Below are 16,263 nucleotides of genomic sequence, written 5' to 3' on the forward strand. Positions count from 1 at the left end.
GGAACCGACCATGGATCTTCGCGGCAAAAAAATCACCGTGCATGACATGTGCCTGCGCGACGGCATGCACCCCAAGCGTCACCAGATCACCCTGCAACAGATGAAAGACATCGCCTGCGGCCTGGATGCTGCTGGCGTGCCCTTGATTGAAGTCACCCATGGCGATGGCCTGGGCGGCAGCTCGGTGAACTACGGCTTCCCGGCGCACACCGATGAGCAATACCTGTCGGCGGTCATCCCGATGATGAAACAGGCCAGGGTATCGGCCCTGCTGCTGCCCGGTATCGGCACCGTGGATCATCTGCAGATGGCGTATGAACTGGGGGTCAACACGATCCGCGTCGCCACCCACTGCACCGAAGCCGACGTGTCGGAACAGCACATCTCCTATGCCCGCAAGCTGGGCATGGACACGGTGGGTTTCCTGATGATGGCCCACATGAACAGCCCTGAAGGGCTGGTCAAGCAAGGCAAGTTGATGGAAAGCTTCGGCGCCAACTGCGTATACCTCACCGACTCGGCCGGCTACATGCTGCCCCACGACATCAAGGCCCGGGTTGAGGCCTTGCGTGCAGCGCTGCACCCGGACACCGAGATCGGCTTTCACGGCCATCACAACCTGTCGATGGGCGTGTCCAACTCCATTGCTGCCATCGAAGCCGGGGCCACCAGAATCGATGCGGCGGCGGCCGGTTTGGGCGCCGGTGCGGGCAACACGCCGATGGAAATCCTGGTGGCTGTGTGTGACCGCATGGGCATCGAAACCGGAGTCAGCGTGTTCGGCATTCAAGACGTGGCCGAGGACCTGGTGGTGCCGATCATGGACTTCCCGATCCGCAGTGACCGCGATGCCCTGACCATGGGTTACGCCGGGGTGTATGGCTCGTTCCTGCTGTTCGCCAAGCGGGCCGAGAAGAAGTACGGCGTGCCGGCGCGCGAGATTCTGGTGGAGATGGGCCGACGCGGCATGGTCGGCGGCCAGGAAGACATGATCGAAGACACCGCCATGACCCTGGCCCGTCAGCGGGCCTGAGGCGTTGCTCCTTGCCAGAGGCGCTGACGGGGTCAGCGCCTTTGGCGTTTTTATCTGACAGGAAATCATCTATGTCCAACGCTCGGGTCGGCTGGCGCAGTCACGCTTTGCTGTTGTTGCTGGCGGCCGTATTTGCCGACAACTTTGTCGGGCGCCAGATTCTGGCGGTGATGATTGAACCGATCAAAATTGAGTTCGGGGTCAGTGATACCGCGATGGGGCTGATTTCCGGCCTGGCCTTTGCCGGGGTGTACGCCCTGCTCGCCTTGCCCGCCGGGCGCCTGGCCGATCGCATGTCGCGCACCCGCCTGCTGGCGCTGGCCTGCCTGTTATGGGCCGTGGCCACTGTACTCTGCGGCCTGGCCGTCAGTTTCTGGATGCTGGCCGTGGCGCGTATGGCGGTTGCGGTGAGCGAGTCGCCGACCACCTCGGCGTCGATGTCGATCATTGCCGATCTGTACCCGCCGCACCGGCGCTCGTTCGCCATCAGCTGCTTCACGGCCGCGCCGACTTTTTCGGCGGTGATCGGTCTGAGCCTGGGCGCCTGGGTGGTGGAGCACTATGGCTGGCGCACGGCCTTTATCGTGATCGGCATGCCGGCACTGTTGTTTTCCACGGTGCTGGCCTTTGTCGCGAAAGATCCGGCCCGGGGGCGCTGGGATCTGGCCAGCGCCCATGCGGCCCATCCGTTGCAAAGCCTGGGCAGTGAAGCGCGCAAGCTCTGGGCCCTGCCCGCTTACCGCTGCCTGATCATGGCCGGCGGCCTGACCACCCTGAGCTCGTATGCGATTGGCATGTGGAACACCAGTTTTCTGGTGCGCTCCCACGGTTTGTCGCTGCAACATGCCGGGCTGCTGGCCGGGTTTATCTGCGGTGGTTTTGCCGGGATCGGCGCGTTGTTCAGCGGCTGGCTGAGCGACCACCTGACACCGCGCAACCCGCACTGGCAGGTAGGAATACCGGTGATCGGCCACGTGGCGGCCATCAGTGCGCTCTTCGCCTACTTGCTGTGGCCCAACACCGTGTGGGCTCAACTGGGCGGCGTGCCAATCCCCAGTTCGATGCTGTGGTGCGCGTTCTACAGTTTTTTTGTGGTGTGGTGGGTGGCCCCGTCCTACAACCTGGTCACGCAACTGGTTCCGGCCAACCGCCGCGGCACGGCGATGGCCTTGCAGACCATCATTTCAACCCTGCTGGGGGTTGGTGTCGGGCCGCTGCTGGCCGGTCTGTTCAGCGATGCGCTGCTCCCGGCCTTCGGTGTCGAGTCGCTGCGCTATGCGCTACTGCTGGTGAGCCTGCCGGTGCTGGGTGCGATCGTGCTGCTGGTCCGCACCTCCAGCCATGCCGCGCAAACCCGTTATGTGCATGCAGAGCGCGCCGCGTAGTCCTCGACAAACTGGCGGGTCAGTTCACAGGACGACAGGTTCGCCGTGCGCCCCGGGCTGAGGGGGAATGCCTGACCGGCCCACAGGTTGATGAAATCACCGCTGCCCCCGGACCTGGCCTTCAAGGGCAGCAGCACCCCGCCCGCCAACGGAAAGGCCGGCGCCCGGAGGTTGATCGGGCCCAGCTCGCGCATCACCCGGTTGACGATGCCGCGGGCCGGGCGGCCGGTAAACAGGTTGGTCAGCGCGGTCTGGCTGGAACTGGCTTCGCGTAGCGCCCGGTGATGGGGTTGAGTGACAGTGGCCTCGGCACAGAACAGGTACGCGGTTCCGATTTGCACGGCACTGGCGCCCAGTGCAAACGCAGCGGCGATGCCCCGCGCATCGGCAATCCCGCCGGCAGCAATCACCGGCACGGATACCGCATCAACAATCTGCGGCACCAGGGCAAAGGTGCCGATCTGGGTGGTCAGCTCGCTGCTTAAAAACATCGCCCGATGCCCACCGGCCTCGTAGCCCATGGCGATGATTGCATCACAGCCATTGCGCTCCAGCCACCGGGCTTCTTCCACGGTGGTGGCGGAACTGAGGACCCTGGCACCACACGCCTTGACCCGGGCCACCAGCTCCGGGGCCGGCAAGCCAAAGTGAAAACTGACCACTTCGGGGCGCAATTCTTCGACCAGAGCGCAGGTGGCCTCATCAAAAGGTGCACGGCTCGACACCGGGGTTGGCGCGTCATAGTCGGCGCCAAGCTCGGTGTAATAGGGTTTGAACAGCGACTTCCACTGCAGGGCTGCGGCTTCGTCGTACTCGGGGGGTTGATGGCAGAAGAAATTCAGGTTCAGTGGTTGATCGCACGCGGCACGAAAAGCCGCCACTTCGGTGCGGATCGATTCCAGAGTCAGCGTGGCACACGCCAAAGAGCCCAGCCCCCCGGCCTTCGCTACGCCGATCATCATATCGGCGCCAGCGCCCAGCATGGGGGCCTGGATGATGGGGTGGTCGATCTTTGCCAGGTCGGTAAAACGAGAATCGGGCCAGCAGCTCATGGGGAAGTCCTTACACAGTTATTGACGGTTGACCCAATTCAGGCCATGTGGCGTCAAACGGTATTTTTGCGCCGGGCTGCGGGGGGATGTCGGATCAGTCATTTCAATCAACCCGTCAGCAAGGGCCGGATTGAGGTAGTTAACCCGAAAAGTCGGGCGGTGGCTCAACCCCAATCGCTGCATCAGCTCCCCGGCCTTGAGCGCCACAGCGCCGTCCAGGGCGGTAAGCAGGCGGACTACTTGGTCGCTTACTTGGTCGTTTACTTGATCGGTTTTCGATACTGACAACAGAGACTGATGCAATGCTTGCAACATGAACTCCACAAAAGGGGTCGCTTCGGCGTGCTGGTCGGCAGCAGACAAGGCTGCGTAATAGGCTTGCTGCTGCTCACAAATGACTGTCTCAACCGGCAACCAGGCCATCACAGGCCGCCATTGACTGAGCATCAGCGTTTGCCATAAACGCCCCATGCGCCCGTTGCCGTCGGCAAACGGGTGGATAAACTCAAATTCATAGTGAAATACACAGCTGGCAATCAGCGGGTGCAGTTGCGTCGAGGACAGCCAGCCGAGCAAATCATCCATTAATTGAGAGACCCGGCTCTGGGGCGGCGCCATGTGCAGCAGACGGTCCCCACGATAGATCCCCACATCACTGCGACGGAACAAGCCCGCATCGTCGAGCAACCCGTGCATCAATAGCCCGTGGGCACTCAATAAATGCGTTCGTGAAGCGCAATGCCAACCAGGCATGGCCTCATACGCTGCAAACGCATTACGCACTTCTTGAATCTCGCGCGGCAAACCCAGTACTCGACGCCCTTCCAGCACCGCTGTGACCTGCTCCACACTCAGGGTGTTGTTCTCGATAGCCAGCGACGCCTGAATTGTGCGGATGCGATTACCACGACGCAGTTGCGGCGTTTGCGTTGACTCACTCTGTGCCGACAACCGCCCAACCAGCTCGCTGATTTCAGCAACCAGAGCCAGCATCACCGGGGTCAGGGTCAAGGGCGGCTGATAACGGCTCAAAGGGCTAGACGCTCGCGCACGGCACGGGTGCCTGGATGATGGGGTGAGTGATACTCGACAAGTCGGTAAAACGAGAATCGGGCCAGCAGCTCATGGGGGCTCTCATGGTCAATAATCGGGAGATGGATACTAAACTGTTTCTGTAGCCGCTGAGGAGCGCAGCGAGGCTGCGCGCTTGGCCTGACACACCGCACTGTCTGATTTCTCGACGGCTGCGCCGCCGGGCGCCGCCTCGCGCGGCGCGGCAGCGGCTACAAAAATTGCGTGCGCCCAGGGTTACTTTTTACTGGCCAGTGCCGCAATCAGCGCAGGGTCATGGTTGTAGATATCCGGCGCATACGTCACCTTGCCGTCCTTGTTGGCCTGCGCCGTCCAGTAGGTCATCAGGATCGGCGTCGGGCTGGACAGCCTGAACTCGTGGGTCAGCCCGGTACCCAGCAACTCTTCGGTACGTGCTTTCTCGGCCGGGGTCACCAGCAAGTCCCGCAGTTCAAACACCGACTCGACCCGCACGCAACCCGAGCTGAAAGCACGCGGGCCTTTGCTGAACAAGGCCTGGCTAGGGGTGTCGTGCAGGTACACCGAGAACGGGTTGGGGAAGCGGATGGCGATCCGGCCCAGGGGGTTTTTCGGTCCGGCCCCCTGACGCAGCAAAATATTGCCCGGGCGGTCCCAGTCGATGTCCTGGGCCGCCAGGGGCTGGCCGTTGCTGTCCAGAACCTGCAGATTCTGCCGGCTCAGGTAGGACTGGTCACGACGGATCTGCGGCAGTTTGTCTTCGCGAAAAATGGTCGGCGGGATGGTCCAGGTCGGGTTGAGCGTCAGCCGGTTGACCCGGGACTTGAGTAACGGCGTCTGGCGCTCGGCGCGCCCCACCTGGGTGCGGGTCTGCCACACCGGTACGCCGTTCTTGTAAACGGTCAGCTGCGCGGCCGGTACATTGACCAGCAGGCTGGTGGGCTCAAGGTCGCGGGCCATCCAGCGAAAACGCTCCAGGTTGATGCGCAGTTGTTCACGCCGCTGCGCCGGGGTGACGTTCAGCTCTTTCAAGGTGCCCGCACCGATCACGCCATCGGCCTGCAACGAGTGATCGAGCTGAAAACTCTTCACCGCTGCCGCCAGCGCATTGCTGTAGTGATGATCGACGATCGCCGGCGGATGGCTCAGGTAGCCCTCGCTGGCCAGCCGCTTGGCCAGTTCGGGGACCCGCGCATCCTGCATCCCGGGACGCAGCAGGGGGCCGCTGGCCAGCGGTTGCCATTCAGGCAAAGGCTCCTGACGCTGGCGCGCGTACACCCGGCGCAGGTTCTGATACAGCTCATTTTGCGGACGCGCCTGCTCAAAGGCCTGCGCCACGTCCTGCAGCCCGGGGCCAGCCAGGGCCAGGATCTCGGCCTGACGGTCCTGCGGCACCTCGCTGGCATGCCAGACCGGTTCGAGGCGTGACTGTTGCAAGCGGCCGTAATGCAGGTCCTGCAGCGCTTGCAGGTACTGCTGGCTGGTCTGGATGTCGGCACACAGGTCACGGGTTGAGGGCAACGTATAGTTGCGGGGGTCAAGACCGTCATCAGCCAGTTGCTCCAGCGCCGCTTGCAAGGCGCTCAAGCGCCCGTTGACCGACCATACCGGCTGATTGCCCTGTTCCTGATAAAAACCCTGCAGTAATCGAAGCGTCGGTTCATTGACCCCCGGGGCCAGGCCCGGGCAGGCCTGGGGCAGTTGCGTGAGTGCCTGTTGCACCGGGTTTACTGCATCGACCTGTAGGGAATCGGCTACAGCGACCAGTGGCGCAGTCAGTAAGGCAATGCTCAAGTAAAATGCGCGTTTTTTGAACAACTGCTTAACTCCAATCAATGGCCGTCACCTGGAGGGTCAACTGAATCCGCAGTCACGGCAAACCCACAGGCTAGCATCTAAAACAGGACCGCCAAGTTATCGGCGCTCGATTGCTGGTCTTACAACACGAGAAACCGCTCCTCATGCTTAAATTTTTACGTCGTTTTTTCCTGGCAGCCATCGCACTGAGTGCAACCTGTAGCACTGCTTACGCCGCCAATCCGTTACTGCTCAACAACCTCGGCCATGCCGCCCCCGAACTTAACCCCCAAGCCCTCAAAGGCGCCCTGAGCGCCATGCAATGCGCGGTCAACAACGGGGCAAAACCCGCCCGGCATCTGGCCGTAATCGATTATTCGCTGCCCTCAACTGCTCGCCGTCTCTGGATCTTTGACCTGCGCCAGCAGAAGTTGGTTCTGCGCGATCTGGTGGCCCATGGCAAACAATCCGGTGAGAACTTCGCCACCAGTTTTTCCAACAGCGAAGGCAGCAACCAGTCCAGCCTGGGCCTGTTCAGTACCCGGGAAAGCTACGTGGGCGCCCACGGCTACTCGTTGCGCATGGACGGCCTGGAGCCGGGCATCAATGACCAGGCGCGCGAACGTGCGATCGTGATCCACGCCGCCGATTACGTGAACCCGCAATGGAGCAAGAGCCAGGGCCGTATCGGTCGCAGCCTCGGCTGCCCGGCCGTGCGCCCGCAAGTGGCGCGCCAGGTGGTCGACAAACTCAAGGACGGCCAGTTCATGTTCGCCTGGTACCCCGACCAGCGCTGGCTGCAATCCTCGGCTTACCTGAACTGCCAGCCACGCCAGGTAGCGAGCATCGTATCGGCCAAACGGGGTTGATACACGTGGGGGGTTGAAAGCAAGAGCGCATTACCGGTAGAAAGCGCACACATGTTCAGGGAGATTCACCATGTCTGCGCAGCATCCGATTGCCTGTCTTTACCGTCCAATGACCCCCGCTGATTTACCCGCAGCCCACGGGCTGTCGATGCGACTGAAGTGGCCCCATCGCCTGGAAGACTGGGCCCTGATGCAACATGCATTCAAGGGGTTTGTGGCGGTGAAGGGGGAACAACTGATCGGTACGGCGTTCGCCTGCCCTCAGGGTGCGTTCGCGACCATCGGCCTGGTGATCATCGACCCCGACTATCAGGGCCAGGGAATTGGCCGCAGGCTGATGGAGCTCACACTGTCAGCCTGCGGGGCCTCAACCCCGATCCTCAACGCCACTGTCGCCGGAGCCCTGCTCTACACCACTCAGGGCTTTGTCGAATTCGGCACGGTTGAACAGCGCCAGGGCCTTGCCCGGGTCGTTGCCCTGGAGCCGCTCGTGCCGGGTGAAGAGTGCCGCCCCCTTGGCGCGGCGGATTTCCCCCGTCAGGTCGCACTGGCCAACGCCGGCAGCGGGCTGGACCGCCAGGCCATACTCTCCGACCTGCAAGACACGATTGAGCATTCGACGGGCATCGTGCGCGACGGGCAATTGCAGGCGCTTGCCCTGCTACGCACCGCAGGTCGCGGCCTCTGTATCGGCCCGGTCATTGCCCAAAACCCTGAGCAGGCCAAACACCTGATTGCCACCCTGCTCGCCCGCATCCCGGGCCAGTTCGTACGCATCGACGTGCCGGTGGACAGCGGCCTGTGCGAATGGCTGGGCTCGGCTGGGCTTGAACTGGTGGTCAACGTGACCCAGATGGCACGCGGCACGCCCCCACAACCCGGCGAGGGCGTGCGCCAGTTCGCGCTGATGTCCCAGGCGATGGGTTGAGCTGCGGTAACCGCGCTCAGGGCGTTCCTTAACTGACAACCCCCGCCATAACGCATTAGCCAATATCAGCCAGGGTTTACACACTTTGCGTAATCGAGTCTGGCCGCGCTAAACCTCTCTGAACCTTGCTCAAGGTTCAGAGACCTGTTGAGGATCCCTCTCCCCTCGGGCAGACTCCGCTGTCGCATTGGCCGATAACAGGAGTTTACGGATGCCATTTTCACAGACAGAACATAGTGCCTTGCTGACCCTCAAGGGCGTAGGTCCGACCGTGATCGCCCGCCTTGAGCAGATGGGCATTGACTCGCTGGCGCTGCTCAGCCAGGCGAATACCAGTGACATTCTGGCTCAGGCATCGGCAGCAACGGGATCGACATGCTGGAAGAACAGCCCTCAGGCCAGGGCTGCCATTAACACGGCCATTGAGTTTGCAAAGAACGCTCATCTGAGCACAACCGTCTAGCCGAACTGGCGTTAGCGCTCGCTCAATCGATAGAAAGCCGAAGCAGGTGTAGTCGGTGGGGATGGGCGAGTAACGCAGTAAGCGTTATGCCAGGTAAAGCGGATTGTAACTGGATAATGGCAGGGGCGGCTGGATTCGAACCAACGCATGGCAGGATCAAAACCTGCTGCCTTACCGCTTGGCGACGCCCCTGTATCTGTTGCGATGAGTGCCTTGCACTCTTTACTGCTGCTTGCAGCTTGCGAATGTTGCCATTCGCTGCGAGCCGGTAAGGGTTCGCTGCAAGAACGGGCGCAAATATACCAATACTCTTTGGATTGGGGAAGCACTTTTTAAATAAATTTATTCAAAAACAGCTACTTAGTTGTGACGGCCAGAAAATATGCACTTCTGGCCGGGGGTTATTAATGCGATGTCCGGTAAAGATCAGCCATAAACCGCACGCTGCAGCCTGGCGCAACTCAAATAAACCAGCGGTACTCGCGGGCGCTGATCTCTTGCATGAATGCCAGATGATCCTGACGCTTGTTCTCGCAATACACATCGACAAACTCGGCGCCCAGGCCTTCACGCAGTTGTGGCTGATGCTGCATTTCCCGAACGGCCTGCAGCATGTCCAGCGGGAACGCGATGCCACTGTTGCGGTCTTCGTTCAGTGGCAGGATCGGCTCCTTGCCCGCCTCAAGCCCGCGCTCCAGCCCCACCAGAATTGCCGCCAGCACCAGATACGGATTGGCATCGGCGCCCGCCAGGCGATACTCGATGCGCAGGTTTTTTGCATCCGACTCAGGAATGCGCAAGCAGGCATCCCGGTCTTCATAACCCCAGCTGGCCTGGGTGGCGATATTGGTCGTGCCCCCCAACCGGCGAAACGAGTTGTGGTTAGGGGCAAAAATCGGCATGCACGCCGGCAGCAATTCAAGGCAACCGGCGACGGCATGTCGCAGGGGTTGTTGCTGTTGCGCCGCCAACAGGTTGTTGCCCGCACCGTCGTACAGGCTGACGTGCACATGCATGCCGCTGCCCGGGTGCTGCAAGTACGGCTTGGCCATAAAGCTGGCGCGATAACCATGCTTGAGGGCAACCCCGCGGGTGCTGCGGCAGAACAGGGCCGCCCAGTCCGCAGCTCGCAAACCGTCGTCGAGGTGACCGAAATTGATTTCAAACTGACCGGGGCCGAGCTCGGCGGTAATCACCGTGGCGTCGATCCCCTGGGTTTGCGCGGCATCGACCATGTCATCGAGTACCGGGGAGAAACGCGACAAACGCTCGATATGCATATTGGGCTGGTCGTCGGCATCGTCGCTCAGCGGGTCTCGCGGGAACTGCGGTAACCCCTCACGCAGCTGTTTATCAAACAGATAGAACTCCAGCTCAAACGCAACCACCGGGTGAATGCCTTTGCGCGCCAGCCGGGCCAGTACTTGGGCCAACACTTCTCGGGGTTCAAACTCAATCGGCTGTTCAGTGCCGTCCGAGGTAATCAGCATCTGGCCCAGTGGTTTGTCTTCCCAGGTCACCGGCTTGAGCGTACCCGCCACCAGGCGCCGGACTGCATCTGGGTCGCCGTCGTTGAAACAGTAATCGCCAATCTTGAACAGCCCGCCCTGCACACCCAATAGCACGCAGTTCTGCGGCAGCTTGAGCACACTGCCCGCGGCCACTTTTTCAAGCATGTCGATGGGGTAGCGCTTGCCATAGAAATGCCCGGGGATGTCCAGGGATATCAGGTCGACATAACGCACCTCGGGGTTACGTTGGCGAAAAGCACGCACTTCGGCCAGCAAGTCAGAGCAGACGGCATCCATCATGTGATTCCCTTTTTGTTATTCAGGTGTAAACCCAGAGCACTCGCGTGAGTTGCTCTGTCTGATTGGCGTAACGACAGCGGGTGTGGCTGTCAAACTGGAAACTGTCCCCGGCGCTCAGGGTGACCGGCTCATCGTCGTCACCCAGCCACAGCGTCAACTGGCCTTCGAGCACATACCCGCCCTGCTCCGAGCTGTCGGTCATATGCCGGTCGCCACTGCTGGCACCCGCATCCAGAAGGCTTTCGAGCATGGAGAACGACGCCCGGATTTTCGGTGACACCAAGATGTCGGTAATCCCGTTGGCGAAGTACAACGTGCGGCGCTCGTCCGGGCGCGTCACCCAGGGCAATTGCTTGGGCTTGGGCAGGTTGTAGAAATAGGTGGTCGGTACATCCAGGGTTTCGCTGATGGCCGTCAGATCAGCCACGGTCGGCTGTGACAGGCCACGCTCAACCTGCGACAAGAAACCCACCGAACGGCCGATTTTGTCAGCCAGCTCTTTCAAGGTGTATTTCTTGTGCTTGCGCAAATCGTGAATAAGGATCGCCAGCGCGGCGATTTCTTCTTGCTTGTTCATGGCGCAAATTCCGAATAATGACTGTTCAAATGCTGTCTCGCAGCCCCTGGCCTTCCCTGACTGCCAGCGTCAGGAAGCGGCGAAAGTAAACCGGCACAAAGGGGTTATCGGCTGTGAATGCATGAGCATCCGGGGCGCCATGAAATTATGTATTTATAATTTCATGAAAAATTACATCTTAAATTTCACAACTGCAAGGCAAATTTTCATGCCCTGCCCCCACCTGAATTCCTGTTGCGATGGATGACTCCGCCAGCCGTTTAACGGTGTGCAGACCAGAGCATTGTCTGGACCATGATGTGGGGATGACTTTGCAAGGGTTCCCACTCATCCACGAAGCTGAAGCCCTGCTTCAGATAGAAGCTGGCGGCCCGTGCATTGTCCGGGGCTACGTCCAGATAAACCTGCGCGTAGCCTTGCCCCAATGCACAGGCTTTCACCGCATCCACCAGCCGGGTGGCCGCGCCAGAGCCCCGCAAGGTTGGGGCAACCCACATGCCAATCAGGTTGAACCGATCAGTCTCGCTCACCCCGGCACCGATCATGCCCAGCGGCAAACCGTCCTTGATGGCCAGCCAGAACCGGGTCCCTGTCTCTGACGCAGCGCGCTGCATCCATTGCGCATCCGTGTAGCCAGCGGCCGTTTGATAACTGACGCCAAACGCTGTCGGCGCGTCCAGCAGTGCAGCCAGGCGGACCTGTTTCAACAGCATCCAGTCCTGTTCTTGAGTGAGCCTGATATCCATATGCGTCCTGATTGATAGTGCTGACAAGCGCGCCTGGCCCCTTTAACTGGCCATGCATAACCGGCACAATTGCCGGCTTTTTTCTCGACTGGAAGTCTACATGCAACGGATTGTAATTCTGGGCAATGCCGGTAGCGGCAAATCCACCCTCGCCCGGGCCATCGGCAAACGCCTGAACCTGCCCGTGGTGCACCTGGACACCTTATTCTGGGAGCCCGGCTGGGTCGAACCCGAGGCGGAACAATTTCGCACGCGGGTCAGCGAAGCCATCACGGCGGATGCCTGGGTGTGTGAAGGTAACTATGCCCGCCGCACCTTCGACCTTCGCCTGCCACGTGCCGACCTGGTTATCTGGCTCGATACGCCGCGGCTCACCTGCTTCACCCGTGTGCTCAAGCGCCACGTAATGAACCGCACCCGCCCGGATATGGCGGCGGGCTGTACAAACAAGCTCGACCGGGAGTTCCTGAGCTTCGTGTGGAACTTCGATCGCGGCTATCGTCCCGGCATCGAGGCCGCACGCCTGGCCATCGGCCCGCACATACCAACAGTACATCTGCGGCGCAACCGGCAGGTCGCCGCATTTGTCAAAAGCTTGCCTGTACGGACTGAAACTGGCCTTCAGGCCAGCCAAGGTGATGCCTGAGCAAAGCGCGATCCTCCTGGACGTCAATCGTTTTGCAACTGTAGTCGTCAACCAATCCCGGACACGGGGTTAAGTTTTATTCTCGATCTGAGTGGGCGCTAGCCCCCCATTGAGTTTAAGAGGCCGTATCCAGTTGTAGCGGTGCATCAAATAGTGGCTCATCTACCGTTGGGCCTGCTGAGCCGACATATAACCCGCCGAAGGTATCCACTCGGTTTTGAACGCAGAGCGGCGAGTTTTCGTAGCAATTGCCCCCGGCGACTCATGCTCCGGTGTATGCGGCACCGCCACTGACGCTGGCGAAAATGGCGGCTGCCCTATTGATTGCGCAATTTCTTACTCTGGCGCGAAACGATTCCGTAATACCTGAAAACGTATCGAGCAAACTTGAGCTGGCCTGGCAGCGAGAGTCGGTGCGTATCTGTCGCTACGACTAAACGGATCGAATATGGCTACGATTATTTTCACAGTGTGACGACCAGCGCCCGGCTGCAGCACTCGCCTCGCCCTGCAGGTCGCAAAGCTTTTTGTATGCTTCGTCGTCTGTCAGGTCGGGGGCTGTTTTCATGTAGTCGTCGACTGCCTTGGCCCTGGCAGCAAAATCATCAGAAAGACGTTCGGCCTCTAAAAAATAGGCTTGCCTGTTCATTATTCTGCTCCTTGATCCGACCCGGTGCCGGAGCAAAATAAATACTCCATCTTGCAGCAAATTGCCACCACCCCCACTGTGCTATCCGGTCACGAAAGGCGGCGGGCGACATTGCTGCGCCATCGAAGCCGGACTACAGCGGCAACAGCTATGCCGAGGTTATTGGTTTGCTCGGCGTGGAGGAGTTAAAGATATTCCCGAAGCTCCCCGGGACACGCTACCTGAAGTTCAAGGGCGACGAGCACGCCATTAGTACGGGTTGAAAGACAGGGCTGAACTGAACGCACCCAAAGTCAGATATCCACAGCGGGGCGTACTGGGATTTACAGCGGCTGATGCGCAAGTCATTCGCAACAGTTGGCCTGCTTGTTTCGAAAACAATAAATCACCCGAAAAAATGACCTTTATAGATATCCACCCCAAGCAATTATCCTCCATGCCGATGTTTCGCCAAAAGCAAAACCCCATGACGCTCAACACACGAGATCATTGTTAGACAATACAACACTTTATATGCCCGCCCGTCAGATCAAACACCTATAAAAACCAAAAAACTTGCCCTTGAATTTATATGTGCTTCTCTAGTAACGCTAACCCGACCCATCGTCTTCAAAGGATGAAGTGATGAACAAAATATATAAAAGCCCTGCCACTTCTCTGTCAAAAACAGAGCACGAACTAATTAACGATATCACTCAGAAAATTACGCAACACAGTAATGATCTGCGTAACCGATATAGCATATTGGGTCATCAGAACGTGATAGGCGCCAGCGTAATGGCACTGTCTGTGACGGGCATGGTGATCTCTGGAACGCTGTATGTTAAAGGCCTGATACCCGGATGGTTCTGCATTCTGATCAATGCTTTATTGACGTCGCTGATACACGAACTTGAACACGACCTGATTCACCGCTTGTACTTCAGAAAACAACCCTTCGCACACAACTTGATGATGCTGTTGTGCTGGATAACTCGCCCGGGGATGCCAAGCCCTTGGTTGAGGCGAGAACTGCACTTTCACCATCATAAAGAGTCGGGAACAGATACCGATGTTGAAGCCTGGATTACCACCAGCGGCAGCAAGTGGGGCGCAAAGCGGTTTTTAAAGCTTATTGATGGATTTGTATTTGGCATTGTGAATGCTTTGTTCGCACCGACCTGGCGAGAAAAGCTCAGATTGACATTCAAGGTGCTGCGCTTGAATGCGCCCATGGGGCTGCTGTACTGGGGCTGCTGGTATATCTTTCTGGGGTATCACCTCTACACATGGGCAAGCTCTCTTATGGGCTTTGCCTATCAGCCATCCCAAACCACCTCAATGCTGATGAACGTGATAAATAGCGCCGTGGTTATCATTGTTGCGCCAAACATTATACGTCAGTTCTGTCTGTTCTTTATCAGCTCCAACATACATTATTATGGCGACGTGATGCCACGCAATGCCTTGCAGCAAACTCAAGTCATGAACCGTTGGTGGCTGTGGCCATTCCAGTTATTTTGCTTCAACTTTGGAAGCACGCACTGCATTCATCACTTCGTGGTTAAAGACCCGTTCTACCTCCGCCAAATGACAGCTCCGTTCGCCCATAAGGTATTAGCTGAAGCCGGTGTCCGCTTTAATGACTTTGGCACGTATAAACGTGCGAACCGTTACCACCTGGTTCAGCCGGAGTCTTGAATTAAAAACACTCTTTATATCTGCCCCTTTATCAATAGAGCGCCAATACTGAATCCACCCAACCCGGACAACTTTCAACGGGTAAAGGTTTATGCCAGGCGCCCTGCTATTAGCCACCCGTTAAGCGATGGTGCAATTTTAATCACATGGAGTCTTGAGCATGGAAGCAAAAGGGATATGCACACATGAATTCGAAAGCGTCAAAAAAGCTTTTGAAGCCATCTTTAATGACCCGCAGGAGCGAGGGGGAGGCCTCTGCGTTAAAATCGGCGATGAGACTGTTATAGATTTATGGGCCGGGTCATCGGATCTTGAGGGTAAAAAACCTTGGGATAAAGGCACTTTGGTAAATACATTTTGCACGGTCAAACCGTTCGCTGCAGTGGCTGCATTGATGCTGGTTGAGAAGAGAAAATTAGAGCTCGACATCCCGGTGGCTTATTATTGGCCAGAGTTTGCACAAGGCGGTAAAGGCCAGATTACCTTGCGCCATGTGATGAGCCATACCTCCGGGATTCCGGCTTTTAGACTTCCGAACCGCAACCCAACTATGTATGACTGGGAGCATATGACTGATGTCCTGGCTGCTGAGCCTTTATGGTGGCAACCAGGAACCGAACTTGGATATGGAACCACAACCTATGGTTGGATCATTGGGGAGTTGATTCGGCGAACTGACGGGCGCAACCCTTGCACCTTTATCCGCGAGGAAATAACACACCCCCATGGGTTGGACGTTCATCTTGGAGTGGACGTGGACGATTATTACCGCATCGCCCATTTTGACGCCGCCAAGGGACGAACAGGCGACCCTTACTCGAAGAACTTACGAGAAGTTGTGGCTGGTCATACAGAAGATATCTCGACTCTTGCGTTTACCAACCCGGGCATGAGCCCCAAGCGATCATTTGATCCTAAGTGGTGGTCCTTTGAGCAGCCCGGCGCATGCTCACACAGCACGGCAGGTGGTTTGGCCGGTTTTTACAGCGCACTCCTGGCTGGGCGCTTGATCAGTAAAGAGATGCTGAATGAGTTCACCCGGGAGCACAGCCATGGGATGGATCGCATATGGAAGCGGCCAATGCGTTATGGCCTTGGCTGCATGCTTGAACAAAAGACCGATCCAGATGCTACGCACTGCATGGGGCCCAATACCTTTGGCCATATAGGGCTTGGCGGTCCAATTGCCTTCGCCGACACTGAGCGTGACGTCAGCTTTAGCTTTGTGACAACCACATCAGGTGGGCACACGATGATTGATCCGCGCGCTCAGAGCCTTGCAGCTCTGACTTACGCGGTGCTCTAGGCATTCACAGATGGCATGCAGCTGTGGGCTGTAAATTGGCGGCGGGGCTGCGAAAAACGCTCACACAAGAGAGCCCCCCTCCGCCACTCCCTTCAGCGATTACACTGCGCCATCTCAACATGGAGTAGTTGCTGTGCAGATGCATGAAATCACTGAACTGAAGGAAGCGACCTGTAGTGGTCAACTAATCCCGGACACTGCGTTAAGTTTTTTCTCGGCCTGAGCCGGTGGCAGCCCACCATTAAATTGGTGCGGTCGAATCCAGTTGTAC

At 58.4% G+C, this 16,263-nt stretch carries 15 protein-coding genes, 1 tRNA gene and 1 pseudogene; 8 read left to right on the top strand and 9 right to left on the bottom strand.

From position 1 onward, the window contains the following. Window positions 1-10 precede the first annotated feature (10 nt). Window positions 11-1,033, top strand: coding sequence for a 4-hydroxy-2-oxovalerate aldolase (dmpG, locus tag ACZRMS_RS17480; protein ID WP_463996300.1), 1,023 nt, complete (start codon window positions 11-13; stop codon window positions 1,031-1,033). A gap of 71 nt (window positions 1,034-1,104) precedes the next feature. Then, window positions 1,105-2,418: a spinster family MFS transporter gene (locus ACZRMS_RS17485; protein ID WP_463996301.1), complete on the top strand. Its 1,314-nt coding sequence runs from the start codon at window positions 1,105-1,107 to the stop codon at window positions 2,416-2,418. On the opposite strand, the gene ACZRMS_RS17490 is transcribed toward ACZRMS_RS17485, so the two are convergent. The 3 genes from ACZRMS_RS17490 to ACZRMS_RS17500 all read right to left on the bottom strand — a co-directional run bounded on the left by ACZRMS_RS17490 (window position 2,391) and on the right by ACZRMS_RS17500 (window position 6,338). Next, window positions 2,391-3,470 carry an NAD(P)H-dependent flavin oxidoreductase gene (locus tag ACZRMS_RS17490; protein ID WP_463996302.1) on the bottom strand — a complete coding sequence of 360 codons (1,080 nt, stop codon included), beginning with the start codon at window positions 3,468-3,470 and terminating at the stop codon, window positions 2,391-2,393. The genes ACZRMS_RS17485 and ACZRMS_RS17490 overlap by 28 nt on opposite strands. An 18-nt stretch (window positions 3,471-3,488) precedes the next feature. After that, on the bottom strand, window positions 3,489-4,502 hold the full coding sequence (locus ACZRMS_RS17495) for a Fic family protein (RefSeq protein ID WP_463996303.1): 1,014 nt from the start codon (window positions 4,500-4,502) through the stop codon (window positions 3,489-3,491). A gap of 276 nt (window positions 4,503-4,778) precedes the next feature. Beyond that, window positions 4,779-6,338 carry a L,D-transpeptidase family protein gene (locus tag ACZRMS_RS17500; RefSeq protein ID WP_463996315.1) on the bottom strand — a complete coding sequence of 520 codons (1,560 nt, stop codon included), beginning with the start codon at window positions 6,336-6,338 and terminating at the stop codon, window positions 4,779-4,781. A gap of 143 nt (window positions 6,339-6,481) precedes the next feature. On the opposite strand from ACZRMS_RS17500, the gene ACZRMS_RS17505 reads away from it, so the two are divergent. The 3 genes from ACZRMS_RS17505 to ACZRMS_RS17515 all read left to right on the top strand — a co-directional run bounded on the left by ACZRMS_RS17505 (window position 6,482) and on the right by ACZRMS_RS17515 (window position 8,577). Next, window positions 6,482-7,186 carry a murein L,D-transpeptidase catalytic domain family protein gene (locus ACZRMS_RS17505; RefSeq protein ID WP_463996304.1) on the top strand — a complete coding sequence of 235 codons (705 nt, stop codon included), beginning with the start codon at window positions 6,482-6,484 and terminating at the stop codon, window positions 7,184-7,186. Between the two features lie 70 nt (window positions 7,187-7,256). Continuing rightward, on the top strand, window positions 7,257-8,114 hold the full coding sequence (locus tag ACZRMS_RS17510) for a GNAT family N-acetyltransferase (RefSeq protein ID WP_463996305.1): 858 nt from the start codon (window positions 7,257-7,259) through the stop codon (window positions 8,112-8,114). A 211-nt stretch (window positions 8,115-8,325) separates the two neighbouring features. Beyond that, on the top strand, window positions 8,326-8,577 hold the full coding sequence (locus tag ACZRMS_RS17515) for a helix-hairpin-helix domain-containing protein (RefSeq protein ID WP_463996306.1): 252 nt from the start codon (window positions 8,326-8,328) through the stop codon (window positions 8,575-8,577). A 117-nt stretch (window positions 8,578-8,694) separates the two neighbouring features. Here ACZRMS_RS17515 and ACZRMS_RS17520 read toward each other — a convergent pair. The 4 genes from ACZRMS_RS17520 to ACZRMS_RS17535 all read right to left on the bottom strand — a co-directional run bounded on the left by ACZRMS_RS17520 (window position 8,695) and on the right by ACZRMS_RS17535 (window position 11,711). Next, a tRNA-Gln gene (locus ACZRMS_RS17520) sits at window positions 8,695-8,769 on the bottom strand. A 269-nt stretch (window positions 8,770-9,038) separates the two neighbouring features. Continuing rightward, window positions 9,039-10,385, bottom strand: a complete 1,347-nt coding sequence (locus ACZRMS_RS17525) for a glutamine synthetase family protein (protein ID WP_463996316.1) — start codon at window positions 10,383-10,385, stop codon at window positions 9,039-9,041. A gap of 22 nt (window positions 10,386-10,407) precedes the next feature. After that, a complete protein-coding gene (locus ACZRMS_RS17530) occupies window positions 10,408-10,965 on the bottom strand; it encodes a helix-turn-helix domain-containing protein (protein WP_463996307.1) in 558 nt (185 codons plus the stop codon). A gap of 260 nt (window positions 10,966-11,225) precedes the next feature. Further along, the gene (locus ACZRMS_RS17535) at window positions 11,226-11,711 is read right to left on the bottom strand and encodes a GNAT family N-acetyltransferase (RefSeq protein ID WP_463996308.1); all 486 of its coding nucleotides are present in this window, start codon (window positions 11,709-11,711) and stop codon (window positions 11,226-11,228) included. 100 nt (window positions 11,712-11,811) lie between these two features. Here ACZRMS_RS17535 and ACZRMS_RS17540 point away from each other — a divergent pair, with 100 nt between their 5' ends. Continuing rightward, window positions 11,812-12,357, top strand: coding sequence for a P-loop NTPase family protein (locus ACZRMS_RS17540; protein ID WP_463996309.1), 546 nt, complete (start codon window positions 11,812-11,814; stop codon window positions 12,355-12,357). A 47-nt stretch (window positions 12,358-12,404) separates the two neighbouring features. Here ACZRMS_RS17540 and ACZRMS_RS17545 read toward each other — a convergent pair. Both ACZRMS_RS17545 and ACZRMS_RS17550 read right to left on the bottom strand, forming a co-directional pair. After that, a pseudogene (locus ACZRMS_RS17545) lies at window positions 12,405-12,674 on the bottom strand (IS3 family transposase); the annotation flags it as partial. Between the two features lie 116 nt (window positions 12,675-12,790). Then, on the bottom strand, window positions 12,791-13,006 hold the full coding sequence (locus ACZRMS_RS17550; protein ID WP_463996310.1) for a hypothetical protein: 216 nt from the start codon (window positions 13,004-13,006) through the stop codon (window positions 12,791-12,793). Window positions 13,007-13,630: 624 nt separating this feature from the next. Between ACZRMS_RS17550 and ACZRMS_RS17555 the strand changes: the two genes are divergently transcribed. After that, window positions 13,631-14,686 (top strand): fatty acid desaturase, encoded by a 1,056-nt coding sequence (locus tag ACZRMS_RS17555; protein ID WP_463996311.1) that lies wholly within the window; start codon window positions 13,631-13,633, stop codon window positions 14,684-14,686. 160 nt (window positions 14,687-14,846) lie between these two features. Continuing rightward, complete coding sequence (locus ACZRMS_RS17560) at window positions 14,847-15,992, top strand: serine hydrolase domain-containing protein (protein ID WP_463996312.1); 1,146 nt, start codon at window positions 14,847-14,849, stop codon at window positions 15,990-15,992. The last annotated feature ends 271 nt before the right edge of the window (window positions 15,993-16,263 follow it).

Source organism: Pseudomonas sp. B424, from assembly GCF_055408345.1.